This is a genomic window from Sphingopyxis sp. 22461, from assembly GCF_052044915.1.
Lineage (GTDB): Bacteria > Pseudomonadota > Alphaproteobacteria > Sphingomonadales > Sphingomonadaceae > Sphingopyxis.
This window is the reverse complement of record NZ_JBQENY010000004.1, coordinates 45,213-62,929: the sequence shown is the minus strand read 5'-3', so window position 1 is coordinate 62,929 and position 17,717 is coordinate 45,213. Positions and strand designations below refer to the sequence as shown.

At 66.4% G+C, this 17,717-nt stretch carries 18 protein-coding genes; 8 read left to right on the top strand and 10 right to left on the bottom strand.

Annotation, left to right across the window (positions count from 1 at the left end; translation table 11 throughout):
• Positions 1-84: 84 nt before the first annotated feature.
• The 4 genes from sppA to ACTJI5_RS07630 form a co-directional block, all read right to left on the bottom strand.
• Complete coding sequence (sppA, locus tag ACTJI5_RS07645) at positions 85-2,067, bottom strand: signal peptide peptidase SppA (protein WP_440859874.1); 1,983 nt, start codon at positions 2,065-2,067, stop codon at positions 85-87.
• Positions 2,068-2,145: 78 nt separating this feature from the next.
• Positions 2,146-3,042: an NAD-dependent epimerase/dehydratase family protein gene (locus ACTJI5_RS07640; RefSeq protein ID WP_440860088.1), complete on the bottom strand. Its 897-nt coding sequence runs from the start codon at positions 3,040-3,042 to the stop codon at positions 2,146-2,148.
• 47 nt (positions 3,043-3,089) lie between these two features.
• Positions 3,090-4,196, bottom strand: coding sequence for a glutamate 5-kinase (proB, locus tag ACTJI5_RS07635; RefSeq protein WP_440859873.1), 1,107 nt, complete (start codon positions 4,194-4,196; stop codon positions 3,090-3,092).
• Between the two features lie 80 nt (positions 4,197-4,276).
• Positions 4,277-4,639 (bottom strand): hypothetical protein, encoded by a 363-nt coding sequence (locus ACTJI5_RS07630; RefSeq protein ID WP_058536910.1) that lies wholly within the window; start codon positions 4,637-4,639, stop codon positions 4,277-4,279.
• Between the two features lie 119 nt (positions 4,640-4,758).
• Here ACTJI5_RS07630 and ACTJI5_RS07625 point away from each other — a divergent pair, with 119 nt between their 5' ends.
• Together ACTJI5_RS07625 and ACTJI5_RS07620 are read left to right on the top strand one after the other, a co-directional pair.
• A complete protein-coding gene (locus ACTJI5_RS07625; protein ID WP_058537032.1) occupies positions 4,759-5,235 on the top strand; it encodes an Lrp/AsnC family transcriptional regulator in 477 nt (158 codons plus the stop codon).
• A 106-nt stretch (positions 5,236-5,341) separates the two neighbouring features.
• Positions 5,342-6,364 (top strand): pyridoxal-phosphate dependent enzyme, encoded by a 1,023-nt coding sequence (locus ACTJI5_RS07620; protein ID WP_440859872.1) that lies wholly within the window; start codon positions 5,342-5,344, stop codon positions 6,362-6,364.
• Positions 6,365-6,397: 33 nt separating this feature from the next.
• Here ACTJI5_RS07620 and ACTJI5_RS07615 read toward each other — a convergent pair whose 3' ends face one another.
• From ACTJI5_RS07615 to ACTJI5_RS07605, 3 genes are all read right to left on the bottom strand, one after another.
• The gene (locus tag ACTJI5_RS07615; RefSeq protein WP_440859871.1) at positions 6,398-7,192 is read right to left on the bottom strand and encodes a MipA/OmpV family protein; all 795 of its coding nucleotides are present in this window, start codon (positions 7,190-7,192) and stop codon (positions 6,398-6,400) included.
• Positions 7,193-7,242: 50 nt separating this feature from the next.
• Positions 7,243-8,283: a GTPase ObgE gene (gene obgE, locus ACTJI5_RS07610; protein WP_440859870.1), complete on the bottom strand. Its 1,041-nt coding sequence runs from the start codon at positions 8,281-8,283 to the stop codon at positions 7,243-7,245.
• Positions 8,284-8,458: 175 nt separating this feature from the next.
• On the bottom strand, positions 8,459-9,067 hold the full coding sequence (locus ACTJI5_RS07605; protein ID WP_058536906.1) for a TetR/AcrR family transcriptional regulator: 609 nt from the start codon (positions 9,065-9,067) through the stop codon (positions 8,459-8,461).
• 56 nt (positions 9,068-9,123) lie between these two features.
• On the opposite strand from ACTJI5_RS07605, the gene ACTJI5_RS07600 reads away from it, so the two are divergent.
• The 3 genes from ACTJI5_RS07600 (at position 9,124) to ACTJI5_RS07590 (ending at position 11,280) form a co-directional block, all read left to right on the top strand.
• Positions 9,124-10,014 carry a metal-dependent hydrolase gene (locus tag ACTJI5_RS07600; protein ID WP_440859869.1) on the top strand — a complete coding sequence of 297 codons (891 nt, stop codon included), beginning with the start codon at positions 9,124-9,126 and terminating at the stop codon, positions 10,012-10,014.
• 151 nt (positions 10,015-10,165) lie between these two features.
• Positions 10,166-10,714: a hypothetical protein gene (locus ACTJI5_RS07595; protein ID WP_231733433.1), complete on the top strand. Its 549-nt coding sequence runs from the start codon at positions 10,166-10,168 to the stop codon at positions 10,712-10,714.
• A 32-nt stretch (positions 10,715-10,746) separates the two neighbouring features.
• Positions 10,747-11,280: a GNAT family N-acetyltransferase gene (locus ACTJI5_RS07590; protein ID WP_440859868.1), complete on the top strand. Its 534-nt coding sequence runs from the start codon at positions 10,747-10,749 to the stop codon at positions 11,278-11,280.
• Between the two features lie 105 nt (positions 11,281-11,385).
• On the opposite strand, the gene ACTJI5_RS07585 is transcribed toward ACTJI5_RS07590, so the two are convergent.
• On the bottom strand, positions 11,386-11,832 hold the full coding sequence (locus tag ACTJI5_RS07585; protein WP_058536903.1) for an NfeD family protein: 447 nt from the start codon (positions 11,830-11,832) through the stop codon (positions 11,386-11,388).
• Between the two features lies 1 nt (position 11,833).
• Positions 11,834-12,748: an SPFH domain-containing protein gene (locus ACTJI5_RS07580; protein WP_056372266.1), complete on the bottom strand. Its 915-nt coding sequence runs from the start codon at positions 12,746-12,748 to the stop codon at positions 11,834-11,836.
• A 79-nt stretch (positions 12,749-12,827) separates the two neighbouring features.
• Between ACTJI5_RS07580 and ACTJI5_RS07575 the strand changes: the two genes are divergently transcribed.
• On the top strand, positions 12,828-13,640 hold the full coding sequence (locus ACTJI5_RS07575) for an HpcH/HpaI aldolase/citrate lyase family protein (RefSeq protein ID WP_440859867.1): 813 nt from the start codon (positions 12,828-12,830) through the stop codon (positions 13,638-13,640).
• A gap of 67 nt (positions 13,641-13,707) precedes the next feature.
• A complete protein-coding gene (locus ACTJI5_RS07570; RefSeq protein WP_440859866.1) occupies positions 13,708-15,210 on the top strand; it encodes a M28 family peptidase in 1,503 nt (500 codons plus the stop codon).
• Between the two features lie 158 nt (positions 15,211-15,368).
• On the opposite strand, the gene ACTJI5_RS07565 is transcribed toward ACTJI5_RS07570, so the two are convergent.
• Positions 15,369-16,742: a class II 3-deoxy-7-phosphoheptulonate synthase gene (locus tag ACTJI5_RS07565; RefSeq protein WP_310251458.1), complete on the bottom strand. Its 1,374-nt coding sequence runs from the start codon at positions 16,740-16,742 to the stop codon at positions 15,369-15,371.
• A 258-nt stretch (positions 16,743-17,000) separates the two neighbouring features.
• On the opposite strand from ACTJI5_RS07565, the gene ACTJI5_RS07560 reads away from it, so the two are divergent.
• The gene (locus tag ACTJI5_RS07560; protein WP_440859865.1) at positions 17,001-17,675 is read left to right on the top strand and encodes a Crp/Fnr family transcriptional regulator; all 675 of its coding nucleotides are present in this window, start codon (positions 17,001-17,003) and stop codon (positions 17,673-17,675) included.
• Positions 17,676-17,717: the final 42 nt, after the last annotated feature.

The following is a 17,717-nucleotide window of genomic DNA, read 5'->3' as shown; positions in this document are numbered from 1 at the left end:
GGGAGGGGTCGGGGGAGGGCATGTTGCTGAGAGAGCCGTCGTAACAGGCCCTCCCCTAACCCCTCCCGCAAGCGGGAGGGGGATTTAGCGCAGCAGCAACGCCAGCGTCGCGAAGAAGCCCTTCGCCTCGGCCTGGCCCGGCCGCGGGACGGCGGGAAGGTACGCGCGGCAGTCGAGACACGACGCCTGCACCGACCCCGCCTGCGTCAGCATCGTCAGATCCTGCACCAGCCGCCGTTCGGTCAGCTGGCGGTTCATCGCCGCGATGCCGAACCAGCCGCGCGGCAATGCCGCCGTCTCTTCCTCGGCACCCGACCAGCTCGCGAGCATCTTCGAGAATTCGCTCGGCTCGTCCTCGAAATATTTGGCGTGGAAATCGCCGTCGACCTTCGCAAGCTTCGCCGCGGCTTTCAGCGCGTCGGGCAGGCCGCCGAACTGGTCGATCAGGCCGATCTGGCGCGCGGTGCCGCCCGCCCACACGCGCCCTTCGGCGATCGTGCGGATTTTCTCGATCGGCTGCTTGCGGCTCTTGGCGACAAGGCCGGTGAAGCGCGCATAGATGTCCTCGACGCTCGCCTGCGCCAGCGCGTTGAACTCATCGTTCACGCCGCCGAACACGTCGGGCTGGCCCGACAGCGGGGTCGTCGCGATGCCGTCGGCGTTGACCCCGATCTTCGCGAGCGCCTGATCGAAGCTCGGCAGGATGCCGAACACGCCGATCGAACCGGTGATCGTCTCGGGCTCGGCAAAGATGCGGTCGGCGGGGGTTGCAACCCAATAGCCGCCCGACGCCGCGACATTCGCCATCGAGACGACGATCGGCAGCTTCTTCGCCTTGGCGGCGAGCAGCGCCTGGCGGATTTCTTCCGACGCGAGCACCGACCCGCCGGGCGAATCGACGCGGAGGACAATCGCCTTGACGCTGCTGTCGGTCGCGGCGTCGAGGATATGCTTTGCAACGGTTTCGCCGCCCGCGACGCCGCTCGGCGCTTCGCCATCGACGATTTCGCCCACGACGGGGACGACCGCGATCGTGCTGCCGCTTGTCGAGGGCGGATTGGCCGCGACCCAGTTTTCGAGCGGGATGGCGTTATATTCCCACGGCTTGCTGTCGTCGGCGGCGCCGCTGATCTCGGCGACGCGGCGGTTGAACGCCATGCGGCTGCCGACCTTGTCGACAAGGCCCGCATCGACCGAAGCCTTCGACAGATCATTGCCCGCCGCGCGCACCGCACCCGCGGTGTCGGCGATGAAGGCGTCGAGCTTCGCCGCCGGACGCGCCTTTTTGACGTCGGTCAGCCAGTTGTCCCACAGCACGCTGGCGTAGGCGAGGTCGGCTTCCTTCGCTTCGGGCGACTGGTCGGTGCGCAGGAAGGGTTCGACCGCGCTTTTGAAGGTACCGACGCGGTAGATATGCGCGGTGACACCGAGGCGGTCCATCAACCCCTTGTAATAGAGACGCGACCCGCCCGGTCCGGCGATCGCGACGCCCCCGACGCCGTCGGCCCAGATTTCGCTGGCGTGCGCCGCGACCTGATAGCTGTCGGTGGTGTAGGCGGTGGCAAAGGCGAGCACCGGCTTTTTCTTCGCGCGCACCTTGTCGACCGCGGCGCCGATTTCGGCGAGCGACACCTGTCCGCCACCGAGGAAGCGGTCGAGGTCGAGCACGACCGAAGTCACGCGCTTGTCGTCGGCGGCAACCTCCAGCGCGTGGACGACGTCGCGGACGCGGATTTCCTTGAGCTGCGCGCCGCCCGACAAGGCCGCGAGCGGATCGACTTCCGAGGGCTGTTCGCTGACGATGCCGTCGAGTTCGATCAGCAGCGCGCCCTGGCTGACGGGCAGGCCGGCGTTGGGGCGGCCCGAAAGCAGGCCGAACAAAGCAACAAAGAAGAGCAGCAGGAAGATGAGCGCGAGCGCGTCCTTGATCCCGACGAGCAGGTGCCAGACCTTGCGCGGAAAGCTCGTCGTCGACTTCGGCTTGTCGTCGCCGGGCAGCGGGCGGCGCACGGGGATGGCCCAGGGGCCGGCGGGATCGTTGGGCGTGTTCGCAGTGGTGTCGGTCATGTCCGCAAACCTAGGGATGCGGCTCGCCCTTGGCAATGCACGCTTCGACGGGCGAACACCGACACCGCACCGGTGACGTCAAAGCCAGCCTTCGCGGCGATACCAGCGCACAGTCTCGGCCAGAGCATCGTCGGTGTCGCGCTCGGGGCGCCACAGCGCAGCGGGCGGACACGCGCCTTCGGTCGCGACCCAGTCGGGATGCGCGATATAGCGCGCGCGGTCGGGGGTCAGCTTGGCGCGGCTGCGGCGCACCAGCTTGTCGAGCCGTCCGCCGGCCCTGAGCAACAAGGCGGGGGTCGCGACCGTCGACAGGCGCTGCCGCCCGACGGCACGCGCGACCGCGCGGGCAAAGCCGCGATGCGACCAGCCGGTGGGCTTGCCGTCGTCGGGCTCGTAAATCTGCCCGATGCTGGCGCCCCGGTCGGCGGCGAGCGTGACGAGCAGCCGCGCAAGCTCATCGACATAGATCGCCGACATGCGCCCACTCGGCACCAGCGCGATGCCGCGCCGCGCCATGCGGAACAGGTCGAGCATCTCGGTATCGCCGGGGCCGAACACCGCGGGCGGGCGCACGATCGTCCAGTCGAGACCGCTTGCCATCAACACCGCCTCGGCGCGCTCTTTCGACCAGCCATAGTTGGAGATGCCGGGTTCGCGCGCCGCGAGCGAGGACACATGGATGAAGCGCGTCACCCCGGCACCGCGGGCGGCATCGACGACATTCGCCGTCGCGGTCGCGTTACCCGCCTCGAACGCCGCGCGGGTAGGCACGTTGACGACCCCCGCGATATGCATGACGACGTCGCTGCCCTTCGCCATCTCGGCAAGGCTGTCCTTGTCATCGAGCGCGCCCGCGACCCATGTCACGCCATCGCGCGCGGGCTGCGGGCGGCGGGTGAGGGCGCGGACGTGCCAGCCCGCCGCGACCGCATCGCGCATCGTTGCGCCGCCCACGAAGCCGGTCGCGCCGGTCATCGCGAGCACGCGCCTGTCCTGATTCTCCCCGGAACGGGGAGGGACGCTCACAGCAGCACCATATGGTCGCGGTGGACCATCGCGCTGCGCGGTGCATAGCCAAGCGCCGCTTCCTGCGCGTCGCGGCCAAGGCCGACGATGTTCGCGGCGTCGGCACCCGGATATTCGGACAGGCCGCGCGCGATGACGCGCCCGTCGGGGCCGGCGATGTCGAGGATGTCGCCGCGCGCGAAACTGCCGCTGACCGCGGTCACGCCGGCGGCGAGAAGGCTTGCGCCGCCGTGCAGCGCCTTCGCGGCACCCGCGTCGATCTCGATCCGGCCCTTCGCGGTCAAGCCGCCCGCCAGCCAGGCCTTGCGCGCGCTCGCGCCCTTGTCGGCGACGAACAGGCTGTGGCGTGCTTCGGTCGACAGCGGCCGGTCGATGCGCCCCGACACGATCGCAAGGTGCGCGCCCGCAGCGTTGGCGATGCGCGCCGCGGCGATCTTAGACACCATGCCGCCCGATCCCATGCCCGATGCCGAACCCGTGTCGGCCATCGCCTCGATGCTCGCGTCGATGCGTTCGATGCGCGCGATATGGACGGCACCGTCCTGCGCGGGGTTTCGGTCGTACAGCCCGTCGATGTCGGACAACAGGATCACTCCGCCCGCCGCTGCAGCTTGGGCCACGCGCGCGGCGAGGCGGTCGTTGTCGCCGAAGCGGATTTCCTCGGTCGCGACGCTGTCATTCTCGTTGATGATCGGTACGACGCCAAGGCTGAGCAGCCGGTCGAGCGTCGCCGCGGCGTTGAGGTAGCGGCGGCGATGTTCGAGATCGTCGAGCGTCACCAGCATTTGCGCCGCGGTCAGCCCTTCGGCACCGAGCACCTCGGCCCACACCTGCGACAGCGCGATCTGCCCCGTCGCGGCGGCCGCCTGTGCATCCTCGAGCGTCCCGCGCCCGCCCTTGCCGAGCCCGAGCCGCCGCGCGCCAAGCGCGATCGCGCCCGATGAGACGACGGCAACCTGCTGGCCCGCCCGCGTCCGTTCGGCAATGTCGGCCGCGATGCCGACAAGCCAGTCACGCCTTACCGCGCCCGACGGATCGACGAGCAAGGCCGATCCGATCTTGACGATCAGCCGGGGGCAGGAGGCGGGCGGAAACAGGCTCATGGCGCCGCCGATAGCGCGCGGTGGGCGTAACGCCAATGCCTAGCTTGGTGCGAGCCATGATAGGGAGGGTCATGTTCCGCTCAGCCTTCGGCGGAGTGGCAGACGAATTCGACCAGTCGCCCATCGGGATCGCGCGCGTAGCCCGCATAATAGTGGGGGTGGATATGCGGCGCGAGCGCCGGGGCGCGATCCTGTTGGCCGGCGCTCCCGCTGGCCCGCAAATAGGCATCCTGCACCAGCGCGCGCGTTGGCGCGCCAAATGCATAATGAACATCGATCGAGGGATCGCCGTCTACGATCCAGAAATCGAGCCGGCCTTCGTGACCAAATCCCTTGGCCGGGCCGTCGACGGCAAGTTCATATCCAAGCGGGCCGAGGACGGTGCGATAGAAGGCGACACAATCGTCCATGCGGCGTGTACGGATTTCGAGATGGTCGAGCATGGATTCTTTCCAGATGAGGGTTGGGAAAGCGCAGTCTAGTGCGCGCGTTCGACGATTTTCCGCGTTGATGGACGTCAATTAGCGGGCAATCGGCGGAAATCGCGCCTATCATGCTGAATATGGCCACAACCGACCTCGATCGTTTTGACCGCCAATTGCTGGCTGCGATGCAATCGGACGCGACCGCGACGTCCGAAAAGCTCGCGGAGACGATTGCCCTGTCGCCGTCGGCGATCCAGCGCCGGTTGCGGCGGCTTCGCGATCTTGGCGCCATTGTCCGCGAAACTGCCATCCTCGACCCCCGCTTTGTCGGCAACCCGACCCTTTTTGTGGTCGCGCTTCAAGTCGAGCGCGAACGCCCCGAGCTGCTCGCGCAACTCCGCCGCTGGCTCACGGCGGAAGACCATGTTCAACAGGCCTTTTATGTGACGGGCGAGGCCGATTTCATCCTGATCGTCACCGCGCCGAGCACGGAGGAATATGATGCCCTGATGACGCGACTGGTAAGCGAAAATGCCAATGTCCGACGCTTCACCACCAACGTCGCGCTCGGCGTGGTCAAAAGAGGGTTGATGATACCGATCGCCGAAGATTGACTCGATCGCGGAAAATCCGCTTGGCGCGCGGCAGCATTGCCAAAATCCCGCGCGGGGCAGTCGCGAAACACGGCCGGCCGTTCCAGAGCGATGATAAAATCGCGACATGGAACAGATATCCCGGCATCCCGACGATCTGATGTCCGATCGGCCCACGTCGCTTGTCGATCTGCCGTCGCTCGCGGAGCGATGCGGCGTCGCAAAAATATGGGCGAAACTGGAAAGCGAACGGCCACTCGGCAATTTCAAATCACTGGGCGGCGCGCATGCCGCGCTATGGGCGCTCGCAACGGTGACGGGGCAGGATGATGTCCCGACCTTTCTGGCCCGCCTGCCCATGCCGCTTCCCACGCTGGTGTGTGCGAGCGACGGCAATCACGGCCTTGCGGTCGCCGCCGTCGCGCGCCGCGTCGGCGCGCCGGCTCGCATCTATCTTCCCGCCGCGGTGGGCGGAGCCCGTGCGGCACGGATCGAGGCGATGGGGGCCACCATCATTCGTGTCGAGGGAACCTATGACCAGGCGGTCGCCGCTGCTGCCGCAGCAAGCGACGGTGTGCGAACCCTGCTCATCGCCGACACGACCGACGATATGGACGACCCGGTCGTTGCCAAGGTCATGGAGGGATATGGACGGATCGCACTGGAAATTCGCGCCCAACTTCGCGCCGATGGATCCGCTTATCCCGCCCACGCCTTTATCCAGGCGGGCGTCGGCGGGCTCGCAGCCGCGATGGCGGAAGGACTCTGCCCGTATGAAGGGGGGCTTTGCCAATTGGTCACGGTCGAGCCGCAATCGGCGCCGTGTGTCGAACGGGCCCTGCGAAATGGTTCACCGATCCTCGTGCCCGGATCGCTCGAAACTTCGGCCGAAATGCTGTCCTGCGGACTCGCATCGGCCCCCGCGGTGGCCTCGCTGCTGCGATACGGCGCCGAGCCGCTGCTGGTCGACGAAGGCGTGATCGAGGAAGCGGTAGAATTGCTCGATCTTGCGGGCGGTCCCCGGACCACCCCGTCGGGCGCCACGGGTCTGGCCGGCCTTCTCCATGTTTCGCGCGATACGGGGGCAGGGGTGCGGTTAAAGCTCGATCGCGAGTCCCGCATCTTGCTTGTCGTAACCGAGGGTGTCTGACGCAGCCCAATCAGGATGGGCGCCTGTGTTGCGTCACTGGTCCCCGCCGAAAGTGTAGCTGAGCGCGACACCCGCCGACGGCTGGCTCCGCGATCCAAGCTCGCGCGTCACCGGCGAATCGGCCGCATTGCCGACGAGCCGGTCGTAACGGCCGTAAACCGCGATGCCCCAGCGCTTGCCGAGCATGCGGTGATAGCCCGCGGCGACGCCGACCGACTGGACGCCGCCGCCCGGATCATAGGCGGGCAGGCCCGACGTTACGGCGGCCGCGGGCGTCACGCCGAAATAGGCGCGCGTATATTTGGCGTCGCCCAGCGTCACGCGCGGGCCGATTGAGAAGAGCCAGTCGTCGCCCTGCCGCGCGACATAATCGGCGCTGACTTCGCCGGTCCAGCCCTTGTGACCGCTCAGCCCCTTGCGCCCCTCAAGGCGAAGGCGGAGTTCGGGGGTCAGATGAACCTGCCCGAACGCGCCGGCCTCGATCGACAAACCGCCTTTGGGCAGGTCGGCGCCGATATCGGACGCCCTGCGTTTGCCGATGAAGCCGAAAGCCGGACCAAAGGCGAAATTGCCCGAACGGATCAGCGGCGAGCCGAAGCTCTCGTCAGGCGCCTCGAATGTGAACTCGCTATCGCGGGTGCGCGAGACATCGACGTAGGGACCGACGCTGAACTTGTCCGCGCCCGGCCATGACGGCGACAACTGCGGCCCGAGGATGATGCGCGTGCGCTTTTCTCCGCCCTCATTGCCCTCCTGCGCATTTGCCGGGACGGACGCCAGCGTGAGCGCGGTAAGGAACAGGGCGGGAAACTTATTGCGATCGGTCATGCGAAATCCTTGTTGTTCCGCATGAAATTCCCAGCGGTAGTGTTTCGTTCCTAGACCGGCGACCAGCCCGGGGCTTCGTCGCTTTCGTCCTCGCCGGGTTCGGGGTGGCCGATCGCCTCCAGCAGCTTGTCGAGCACCGCGGGCACGCCGGCGCCGCTCGCACCCGAGAGCGCCATCACCGGATGCCCGCTTTCTTCGGCGAGTTCGGCCGACAGCGCCGCGATCAGTTCGTCGTCGAGCGTGTCGATCTTGTTCAATGCGACGATCACCGGCTTGTCATTGAGGTCGGCGCCATAGGCTTCGAGTTCGTCGCGCACGATGCGGTAGCTCGTTGCGACATCCTCGTCGTTCGCGTCGACGAGGTGGAGGAGCACGCGGCAGCGTTCGATATGGCCGAGGAAGCGGTCGCCGACTCCGGCGCCTTCGGCGGCGCCCTCGATCAGCCCGGGGATGTCGGCGACGACGAATTCATTGCCCTTGTGGCTCACCACACCGAGCTGCGGGCGCAGCGTCGTGAAGGCATAGGCGCCGACCTTCGCCTGCGCATTGGACACGCCGTTGATGAAGGTCGACTTGCCCGCATTGGGCAGGCCGACAAGGCCGGCGTCGGCGAGCAGTTTCAGCCGCAGCCACACCCACATTTCCTCGCCCGGCCACCCCGGCCCATGCTGGCGCGGGGCGCGATTGGTCGATGTCTTGTACGACGCGTTACCGCGCCCGCCATCGCCGCCGCGCAGGAAGACGAGCTGTTCGCCTTCCTTGGTCAGGTCGGCGAGCAGGCTGCGATCCTCGTCGTCGTCGAGAATCTGCGTGCCGATCGGAACCTGGATCACGAGGTCGGGGCCGCCCGCGCCGGTGCGATCGCGCCCCGCGCCGGGGGTGCCGCGCTTCGCCTTGAAATGCTGGGTATAGCGAAAATCGATCAGCGTGTTGAGGCCCGCGACCGCTTCGAAAATCACGTCGCCGCCCTTGCCGCCATTGCCGCCGTCGGGGCCGCCATATTCGACATATTTTTCGCGCCGGAAACTGACGGCGCCGGGGCCGCCGTCGCCGGACTTGATGAAAATCTTGGCTTGGTCGAGGAAATGCATGGCGGGGCCTTCAGGGCGGAAACGAGAGACTAAACATTCAATCCCGTTCGTGTCGAGCGAAGTCGAGACACCCGGCAGCATGGCGCCAAGCCGAGGGGCATCTCGACTTCGCTCGATGCGAACGGGGATCGGGGATGCGGCCCCTTAGCGCGCGCGCAACAAAATTGCCAGCGGCTTAGCCCTGCGGCTTCCCGCCATGCTCGACCCAGAATTTGGCGATGCGCCCGGTGATGAGTTCGGTCGCTAGCACGCGCGAGGTGTCGCGCGGCAGGTCGAGCGCCTCGGCCATCGGTCCGCCGAGCTGCGCGTCGCCGAGTGCCATCAGCACCAGCGCGAGCGTGTCTTCGTGCATCAGCCGCTTTTCATGCGCGTCGGGCGACATGCCGTCGATCAGCTTGTGGATCGCATCGACGATCGGGTCGAGCGCATCGTCATTGCCCGTCGCCGCCATCCACGTCGCGAGCGCGCCCGCGCCGCCCTCGTTAAAGGCATCGAAGGCGAGATCGACGATTTCGCGCACGTTACGTTCGCCCGGCGGCGATTCGGCCATCTTCCGGCCGATCGTCGCGCACACCGTTTCGGCCTGATAGGCGGCGAGCGCCTTTTGCAGCCCTGCGGCGCTGCCGAAATGGTGGAGCAGGTTCGCGTGCGTGCGGTCGATGCGCGCCGCCACGGCCTTCAGCGTCACCGCCGCCGGTCCCGTTTCGACCAGAATCTGACGCGCAGCCTCGAGCGCCGCCGAACGGCTTTCCTCGGGACTCAAACGCTTCTTCACTATTGACATATGTGTAAGTAAACCCTATTGCTGGCCCGTCTCCCCTTTTCGACGGTATGAGCCATATGTCCAGCCTTTCCCAGTCGCCGACGCCCGCCGATCTTTCGATCACCCCGCGCGATATGCGCTTTGGCCGCGACGACAAACAGGGCCGCTGGTGGCTGAACGGCGACCCGATCGCCTCGGCGTTCCACACCGCATTGTCGGTGACCTTTCCGCGCGGCGAGGCGATGTTCATCGAGGCGGTGAAGGCGCACCGCGACGGTGTGCCCGACAAGCTGGCGCGCGAAATCCGTGCCTTCACCCAGCAGGAAGTGATCCACAGCCGCGAGCATGTCGTCTTTAACAAAAAGGCGGCGGAAGCGGGATACGATCTTTCGGAGCTTGAGGATGACGTGAAGCAGGTTCTCGACCTCATCAAGACGCGCCCGCAGATCGTCAACCTGATGGCGACGATCGCGCTCGAACATTATACCGCGATGATGGCGGCGGTGATGCTGCGCGAGGACAAGATGTACGCCGGCGCCGAGCCCGAATGGGCCGCGCTGTGGAAATGGCACGCGATTGAGGAAATCGAGCATAAGGGCGTCGCCTACGACACCTGGCTGCACGCGACGAAGGACTGGAGCCGCTTCCGGCGCTGGCGCGCCAAGTCGCTGATGATGATCCTCGTCACCACGCGTTTCTGGCCGAAGCGCGTGAAGGGGATGAAGGCGCTGCTGCGTCAGGACGGCCTGACCGGCTGGCGCGTCACCGCGCGCATCTGGTGGTATCTGCTCGGCACGCCCGGGGTGCTGCGCAAGAGCTTCTTCCCCTGGCTTTCCTATTTCATGCCCGGCTTCCATCCGTGGAACCACGACGATCGCGCGCTGATCGGGAAATATGAAAGCGACTATGCCGATGCGATCATGCCGGCGCATTCGTCGAAACCCGAATTGGCCGCCGCCGCCGCCTGATCGCCCTTCTCCGCGGTTGCGGCGGTCCAGAGCGGTTCTCTCTCCCTGCTTCTGGGCCGCCTCATCCGCGGAGAGGTGACGTCAAAGCCGCTGGACGCCGCCGATGCGGTCTCATATCCCTTCATGCGTGGAGGGACCAATGCAGCCACATATGACCGCGGCCGAAGTCACGCAGTTCGAGCTGCAACTTGCGGGGCGTTCATCCTTGCTCGAATTCGGTTGCGGCGGCAGCACGGTGGTGGCGGCGCGGCAAGTGCGGCGGATCGTCAGCGTCGACAGCGATCCCGCCTGGCTGGCCAAGGTCCAGGCCGACGTCAGGCGCGAAGTCGTCGAATTCACACCCTTTCACGTCGACATCGGCCCCGTCGGCGAATGGGGCTATCCGGCGGATGAAAGCCGGATCCGCGACTGGCCGCATTATCACACCGATATATGGCGCAACGTGCAGGGCAGCCCCGATGCGGTGTTGATCGACGGGCGCTTTCGGGTCGCGTGCCTGTTGCAGGCGATCATCCACTGCAAACCCGACTGCGTCTTTCTGTTCCACGATTTTCAGGACCGGCCGCAATATCATGGCGTGCTCCGCCATGTCGACGTGCTGGCACGCGTCGACACGCTCGCGGTGATGCGCGCGAAGCAGCAGGTCGACGGCACGGCGGTGCTGCACGACCTGTTCGACCATTATCTGATCCCCGATTGACCGCCCGCGCCGGCTTGGGCACACCCGCGACCATGTCATTTACCGCACCGCCCGTCATCGAGACCGAACGCCTGCGCCTGCGCCCGGGGCGCCTGTCCGACAAGGACGTCCATATCGAGATGTGGGCCGACGAACGCGTCACGCGCTTCATCGGCGGCGAACCGCGCGCGCCCGACGTCAGCTGGGGGAAGTTTCTGAGCTCCGCCGGGCTGTGGCCGGTGATGGGCTTCGGTTATTGGGTCTTCGCCGACCGCTCGAGCGATGCGCTCGTCGGCATGGGCGGCTTAAGCTATTTCTGCCGCGGCATGCCCGAACTCGAAGGAATGCCCGAGGCGGGCTGGGCGTTCGATGCCGATCATTGGGGCGCCGGCTATGCGACCGAAGCGATGACCGCGGCGCTCGGCTGGGCCGACGCGAACCTCGACGCCAAGGAAGTGCGCTGCATCATCGATCTGGGTAACGACGCGTCGGAACGCGTGTCGGCGAAGCTCGGCTTTCGCCGCATCGGCGAAAGCGACGCGTTGGGGCATGTCGTCGCGATCTATTCGCGGCCCAAAGGCGGTTAAAGAATATGCGTCGCCCCCGCGAAGGCGGGGGCCGCTATCGGCCTTGTCCGGCGCCACAGCGTAAAACGACAGAGGCCCCCGCCTTCGCGGGGGCGACGTCTGTTTTCAAACGGCCTCGACCACCAGCACGTTTCCGTCGGCGCCGACGACCCGGACCTTGCTGCCCTCGGCCACGTCAGGCCCGCGCACCGGCCATTCGCCGTCGCCGACCTTCGCGCGGCCGCGCCCGTCCTCGATCGCCTGGGTCACCGTCAGCACTTCACCGATCAGGCGGCCGCCGCGCTGGTTGAGATGCGGGTCGGCCGACGTGATCGGGTTCGCTTTCAGCCAGCGGCGCGCGCCATAGAGTGCGATGAACGACAGCACGGCAAAAACGCCGAGCTGTACGGGAATGGTCAGCGGGACGATCCACGCGATCGCGCCCGTGACGATCGCGGCGGCGCCCAGCCAGATCAGGAAGAAACCCGGCGCGACGATCTCGGCGGCGGCGAGCAGCACGCCGAGCGACAGCCACGCCCAATGCGGTTCCATGTTCGTCAACCAGTCGGGCATGTCAGGCTCCCGTCTTGCGTTCGAGCGCGTCGCGCGCGAGCTCGCCGATCCCGCCCAATGTGCCGATCAGCTGCGTCGCCTCGACCGGGAAGAGGATCGTCTTCGCGTTCGGGCTCGTTGCGAACTGGCTCACCGCCTCGACATATTTCTGCGCGATGAAATAATTGATCGCCTGCGCGTTGCCGCCCGCGATCGCGTCGGACACCATCTGCGTCGCCTTGGCTTCGGCCTCGGCCTCGCGTTCGCGCGCCTCCGCGTCGCGGAAGGCGGCTTCGCGGCGGCCCTCGGCCTGCAGGATCTGACCCTGCTTCTCGCCCTCGGCGCGCAGGATTTCGGAGGCGCGCATGCCTTCGGCTTCGAGGATGTTGGCGCGCTTTTCGCGCTCGGCCTTCATCTGCCGCGCCATCGCGTTCGAAATGTCGGCCGGCGGGCGGATGTCCTTGATCTCGACGCGGGTGATCTTGACCCCCCAGGGCGAGGTTGCTTCGTCGACCACGACGAGCAGCCGCGCATTGATATGGTCACGCTTCGACAGCGTCTCGTCGAGGTCCATCGACCCCATCACGGTGCGCAGGTTCGTCGTCGTCAGGTTCATGATCGCCAGATACAGGTCGCTGACCTCATAAGCGGCCCGCGCGGCATCGAGCACCTGGAAAAAGACGACGCCGTCGACCGCGACCATCGCATTGTCCTTGGTGATGATTTCCTGGCCGGGAATGTCGAGCACCTGCTCCATCATGTTCACCTTGCGACCGACGCGGTCGAAGATCGGCATGATGAAGTTCAGTCCCGGCTGCGCGGTGTGCGTGTAGCGGCCAAAGCGTTCGATCGTATAGGCAAAGCCCTGCCGGACCGGGGTCAGCGCCCAGATCAGGAACACCAGTGCCAGAACTACCAGTGCAAGTGCGAAATACATCGAATACCCCCTCAGCAATTTCCGTCTGCAACCGCCTTCCTTATTGCGGCAATGGTCCGGCTGCGCCACAGAAAAGCATATGACGCCAAGTGACTATCCGCCGCGCTCGCTGCTCTATGTCCCGGGATCGAACGCGCGCGCGCTCGAAAAGGCGGGCGGGCTTGCCGCCGACATGCTGATCATCGACCTTGAGGATGCGGTGCCCGCGGACCGCAAGGACGAAGCGCGCGCCGCGATGCCCGCGGCGGTCGCGACCGGCTTTGCGGGCAAGCGTGTCGCGGTGCGCGTGAATGCGACGGGAGCGGCCGAACAGGCGGCCGACATCGCCGCGATTGCCGGGCTGAAGCTCGACGCGCTGGTGCTTCCGAAAGTCGATGCGCCGTCCGATCTCGACCCGCTGCGCGGCCTCGGTCTGCCGGTCTTCGCGATGATCGAGACGCCGGCGGCGATCTATGCCGCGCGCGACATCGCCGCCGATCCGGCAGTCAGCGGCTTGATCGCCGGGCTCAACGACCTCGCGCACGAACTCAAACTGCCCGACGGGATGGACCGCGGCGCGATGAGCCATGCGATCCAGGCGATCGTCCTCGCTGCGCGGGCGGGCGGCGTCTGGGGTTTCGACGGCGTCTATAATGCGATCGACGATGCCGCGGGCTTCGCGGCCGAGGCGGCCGAAGGACGGCGGCTCGGTTTCGATGGCAAGACGCTGATCCACCCGTCGCAGGTCGATCCGTGCAACGCCGCCTTTGCCCCGTCCGAACGCGAGGTCGCGGCCGCTGAGGCGCTCGTCGCCGCGGCGACGGGCGGGGCCCAGCGTCACGACGGGCGGATGATCGAGGATATGCATGTCGCGGCGGCGCGGGCGCTGCTCGAACGCGCCGGGCAAGCCTGACGCCGCCGTTCGTCTTTCGACGAACGCGCCTTGCCGGGGCGCGGCGGAAATGCCATGCGGCGGCGCCATGAAAACCACCCGTTTCCACGCCGCCGTCGCGGCCATCGCCCTTCTTGCCACTGCTCCCGCCGCGTCGGCCGCGCCTGCCAAGGGCGACGCGCCGATCACCGAGGCCCAGCTCGCCGATCATATCAAGGTGCTGGCGAGCGATGCGTTCGAAGGCCGCGCCCCGGGAACCGAGGGTGAGGACCGCACGATCGCCTATATCGTCGGCGAATGGGCGAAGGCGGGGCTCGAAGCCGTTCCGGGCAGCGCAACGCCCTGGCTCCAGCCGGTGCCTTTCGTCGAAACGCAGGCACTCGGCGGCAGTGCGAAGTTCAAGGTCAATGGCCGCGACTTCGCGCTGGAGGATGACGGGCTCATCCTGAGCAGCCGCGACGCGTCGGCCTCGTTCGCCGATCTTCCCGCCGTCTTCGTCGGCTATGGCGTCGACGGCGCGGGCAAGGTCAATGCCGACGTCAAGGGCAAGCTCGCGATCATGCTGTTCGACAATGTCCCCTTCGGTGACAAGCTGCCGCGCTATCGCGAACGGCGCCAGATGCTCGCCGATGCCGGCGCGAGCGCCGTGCTGGTGATCGCCACCGACGCGGTGCCCTGGGCGCAGCTCCGCGAAAGCGCCGGTGCCAAGTCGATGCGCCTCGCGAGCGCCAAGCCCGGCGCGCCGGTCAGCGGCTTCCTGTCGCTGGAGGCGGCCGATGCGCTGCTCAAAAAGGCGGGGCAGGATGGCGGTGCGCTCCGCGAAGCCGCGAAATCGCCCGAATACAAGGGCGCGGTCCTGCCGGTGACCGCCGATATCACGGCGAAATCGGCCGCGCGCCCCTTCGCCAGCAACAATATCATCGCCAAGCTTCCCGGCGCCAAGCCCGACGGCAAGGCGATCCTGTTCCTCGGCCATTGGGACCATCTCGGCATTTGCGAGCCCGAGGGTGCTGCGGACCGCATCTGCAACGGCGCGGTCGACAATGCGAGCGGCATCGCGGTGCTGATCGAGGTTGCGAAGCGGCTCGGATCGGGGGCGCGTCCCGACCGCGACATCTATTTCATGGCGACGACGGCCGAAGAAAAGGGCCTGCTCGGCGCGCATTATTTCGCCGATCATCCGGTAGTGCCGCTGTCGGACATCACCGTTGCGCTCAACATCGACACCATCGCGATCTCGCCGCGCGGCACCCCGGTCGCGACGATCGGGCGCGGCAAGCCCGCCTATGACGCCGTGGTGCGCGAGGCGGCGACGAAGCTCGGCCGCAAGCTCGACGAGGATGGTGAGGCCGACGCCTTCATCCAGCGGCAGGACGGCTGGGCGCTCGGCGCCAAGGGCGTGACGTCGCTGATGGTCGGCGGCAGCTTCTCGGACATGAAGCTGCTCGAAGCCTTCCTCGGCAGCGATTATCACAGCGCCGCCGACAATTTCTCCGACAAGATCCCGCTCGGCGGCGCGGCCGAGGATGCCGATCTGCATGTCGCGATCGGCCGGGCGTTCGCCGATACCAAGCGCTGGCCGGGTAAATAATAGAAAGAATAGACGTCGCCCCCGCGAAGGAGTGAAGGGTCGGATTGTCCCCCGGACAATCCTTGGACATGCGGGGCATGTCCAACCCTTAACTGGCCGCTATCGGCGTAGCGCAAGGCTGCCGGCGGCCCCCGCTTTCGCGGGGGCGACGCTAATGATCAGGCCGCCTGCTTGGCGCGGTCGGCCATTTCCTGATTGAGCATTTCCGCCAGCAGGAACGCGAGCTCAAGGCTCTGCCCCGCGTTGAGCCGCGGATCACAATGCGTGTGGTAGCGGTCGGCGAGATCCATCTGGGTCACGTCCATCGCGCCGCCGGTGCATTCGGTGACATTCTGGCCGGTCATTTCGATATGGATGCCGCCGCCATGCGTGCCCTCGGCGCGGTGCACGGCGAAGAAGCCGCGCACTTCGGCGAGGATGCGCTCGAACGGGCGCGTCTTGTAGCCGTTGGGCGTCTTGATGACATTGCCGTGCATCGGGTCGCACGACCAGACGACCGGATGGCCCGATTCCTTCACCGCGCGCACCAGCTTCGGCAGGTGCGCCTCGATCTTGTCGTGGCCGTAACGCGTGATCAGCGTCATGCGGCCCGCGACATGGTTCGGGTTGAGCGTGTCGAGCAGGCGCAGCAGCACATCGGGCTCGAGGCTCGGCCCGCACTTCATGCCGACCGGATTGCCGATCCCGCGCAGATATTCGATGTGCGCCGAGCCCTCGAAGCGCGTGCGGTCGCCGACCCACAGGAAGTGGCCCGACGTGTCGTACCAGCCGCCGGTCAGGCTGTCCTGCCGCGTCAGCGCCTGCTCATAGGGCAGCAGCAGCGCCTCGTGGCTGGTGTAGAAGCTGGTGCCCTTGATCTGCGGCACCGTTTCGGGGGTCACGCCGCATGCTTCCATGAAGGCGAGCGCTTCGGAAATCCGCGCCGCGGTTTCCTGATATTTCTTCGCCCACGGGCTGCGGTCCATGAAGTCATGCGTCCAGGCGTTGACCTGATGCAGGTTCGCATAGCCGCCGTTCGCGAAGGCGCGCAGCAGGTTCAGCGTCGCCGCCGACTGGTTATACGCCTTGACCATGCGCTGCGGATCGGGCTCGCGGCCCGCCTCCTCGAACGCGATGTCGTTGATGATGTCGCCGCGATAGCTCGGCAGCGACACGCCATCGATATCTTCCAGGTCGGCCGAGCGCGGCTTGGCGAACTGGCCCGCCATGCGGCCGAGCTTTACGACGGGCATCTTCGACGCGAAGGTCAGCACGACCGCCATCTGGAGCAGCACGCGGAAAGTGTCGCGGATGTTGTTCGGATGGAATTCGGCAAAGCTTTCGGCGCAATCGCCACCCTGCAACAGGAACGCCTTTCCCTCGGCCACGCGGGCCAGGTCGGCGGTCAGGTCGCGCGCCTCGCCGGCAAACACCAGCGGCGGATAATTGCTGAGCTCGCGCTCGGCGGCCGCCAGCGCATCGGCGTCGCGATAGGTGGGAAGCTGGCGGGCTTCGTGCGAGCGCCAGCTATGCGGTTGCCAGTTTTTTGTCATCTGCCTAATCTTTTCGCGTTCGAATCGAGCGCCACATGGCGCCTATGCCGCGCGGAAGCAATGTTTCCGGCACGATCAAACCCGAAAATTAGCATTATCGTGACATCTGCGCACCTATGCTTTTCTTGAGAGACCAAAACTGGTAGTTTATTACACGCTGCGGAAATGCGATTAGCCTCGCGCGACCAAGGCTTTTGGCTATCGACAACGTTATACACCCGTGACCCAAGCCTGGGTCTCGATGCGAAGCGATTGGCTATGAGTTTCGATTCCGCATGGTTCCTCTATGGGGCGCTGCTGCTCCTGTTGGCGACAAGTTTTGTCGTGCGGATCGACTATGTCCGCATCGGCCTTGCCGCGGCGGCGTTGGTGGCTTTGCCCTTGACCTTGTTTCGCGGGCCCGACGTCGGTTCCAGCCTGCTCGTGCTCGCAATCCTCGTCGTCAACATCGGCATTTTGGCGCGGCTGTGGCTGCGCGGCACGAAGGTGTTGTTTTCGCCTGAAGAAGAGGAATTGCGGCGCCAGCATTTTTCCGGCCTGGGCACCGCGGCCGCGCGCGATCTGATCGATCAGGGGCACTGGATTTCGGCAAAGCGCGGCGAGGTGCTGATCCGCGAGAATCAGGCGGCACCCAGCCTCTTCTATCTGGCCGAGGGACAAGTTGCGATCCTGCGCGACGGCGCCGAGATCGGGAGGCTCTCGGACGGCGCGCTGATCGGTGAGGCGACGGTGCTCGATGGCGCGCATGCGACCGGGACGGTGACGCTCGGCAGCAACGCCCGGCTGTGGTTTGTCCCGGCCGCGGCGCTGCGCGCCTATCTGGCGGCCAATCCCGGGATCGCGGGCGCGCTCCACGAGGGTTTTGCGCGCGCCCTTCGCGGCAAGCTGGCGAGCGCGAACACGCGCATCGCCGAGCGGTCGACAATTTCTTGAGCCCAACCTTTTCTGGAGTCCGACCTTTCCCGGCCTCGAAAC

Excerpts from the sequence above, each read along its gene's own strand:
- ACTJI5_RS07575 (WP_440859867.1), top strand. The coding sequence starts at position 12,828 with ATGACGCCAAGTGACTATCCGCCGCGCTCGCTGCTCTATGTCCCGGGA.
- proB (WP_440859873.1), bottom strand. The coding sequence starts at position 4,196 with ATGAGCCTGTTTCCGCCCGCCTCCTGCCCCCGGCTGATCGTCAAGATC.
- ACTJI5_RS07620 (WP_440859872.1), top strand. The coding sequence starts at position 5,342 with ATGGAACAGATATCCCGGCATCCCGACGATCTGATGTCCGATCGGCCC.
- ACTJI5_RS07640 (WP_440860088.1), bottom strand. The coding sequence starts at position 3,042 with ATGACCGGCGCGACCGGCTTCGTGGGCGGCGCAACGATGCGCGATGCG.
- ACTJI5_RS07595 (WP_231733433.1), top strand. The coding sequence starts at position 10,166 with ATGACCGCGGCCGAAGTCACGCAGTTCGAGCTGCAACTTGCGGGGCGT.
- sppA (WP_440859874.1), bottom strand. The coding sequence starts at position 2,067 with ATGACCGACACCACTGCGAACACGCCCAACGATCCCGCCGGCCCCTGG.
- obgE (WP_440859870.1), bottom strand. The coding sequence starts at position 8,283 with ATGCATTTCCTCGACCAAGCCAAGATTTTCATCAAGTCCGGCGACGGC.
- ACTJI5_RS07600 (WP_440859869.1), top strand. The coding sequence starts at position 9,124 with ATGTCCAGCCTTTCCCAGTCGCCGACGCCCGCCGATCTTTCGATCACC.
- ACTJI5_RS07630 (WP_058536910.1), bottom strand. The coding sequence starts at position 4,639 with ATGCTCGACCATCTCGAAATCCGTACACGCCGCATGGACGATTGTGTC.
- ACTJI5_RS07590 (WP_440859868.1), top strand. The coding sequence starts at position 10,747 with ATGTCATTTACCGCACCGCCCGTCATCGAGACCGAACGCCTGCGCCTG.
- ACTJI5_RS07570 (WP_440859866.1), top strand. The coding sequence starts at position 13,708 with ATGAAAACCACCCGTTTCCACGCCGCCGTCGCGGCCATCGCCCTTCTT.
- ACTJI5_RS07580 (WP_056372266.1), bottom strand. The coding sequence starts at position 12,748 with ATGTATTTCGCACTTGCACTGGTAGTTCTGGCACTGGTGTTCCTGATC.
- ACTJI5_RS07605 (WP_058536906.1), bottom strand. The coding sequence starts at position 9,067 with ATGTCAATAGTGAAGAAGCGTTTGAGTCCCGAGGAAAGCCGTTCGGCG.
- ACTJI5_RS07585 (WP_058536903.1), bottom strand. The coding sequence starts at position 11,832 with ATGCCCGACTGGTTGACGAACATGGAACCGCATTGGGCGTGGCTGTCG.
- ACTJI5_RS07615 (WP_440859871.1), bottom strand. The coding sequence starts at position 7,192 with ATGACCGATCGCAATAAGTTTCCCGCCCTGTTCCTTACCGCGCTCACG.
- ACTJI5_RS07625 (WP_058537032.1), top strand. The coding sequence starts at position 4,759 with ATGGCCACAACCGACCTCGATCGTTTTGACCGCCAATTGCTGGCTGCG.
- ACTJI5_RS07565 (WP_310251458.1), bottom strand. The coding sequence starts at position 16,742 with ATGACAAAAAACTGGCAACCGCATAGCTGGCGCTCGCACGAAGCCCGC.
- ACTJI5_RS07560 (WP_440859865.1), top strand. The coding sequence starts at position 17,001 with ATGAGTTTCGATTCCGCATGGTTCCTCTATGGGGCGCTGCTGCTCCTG.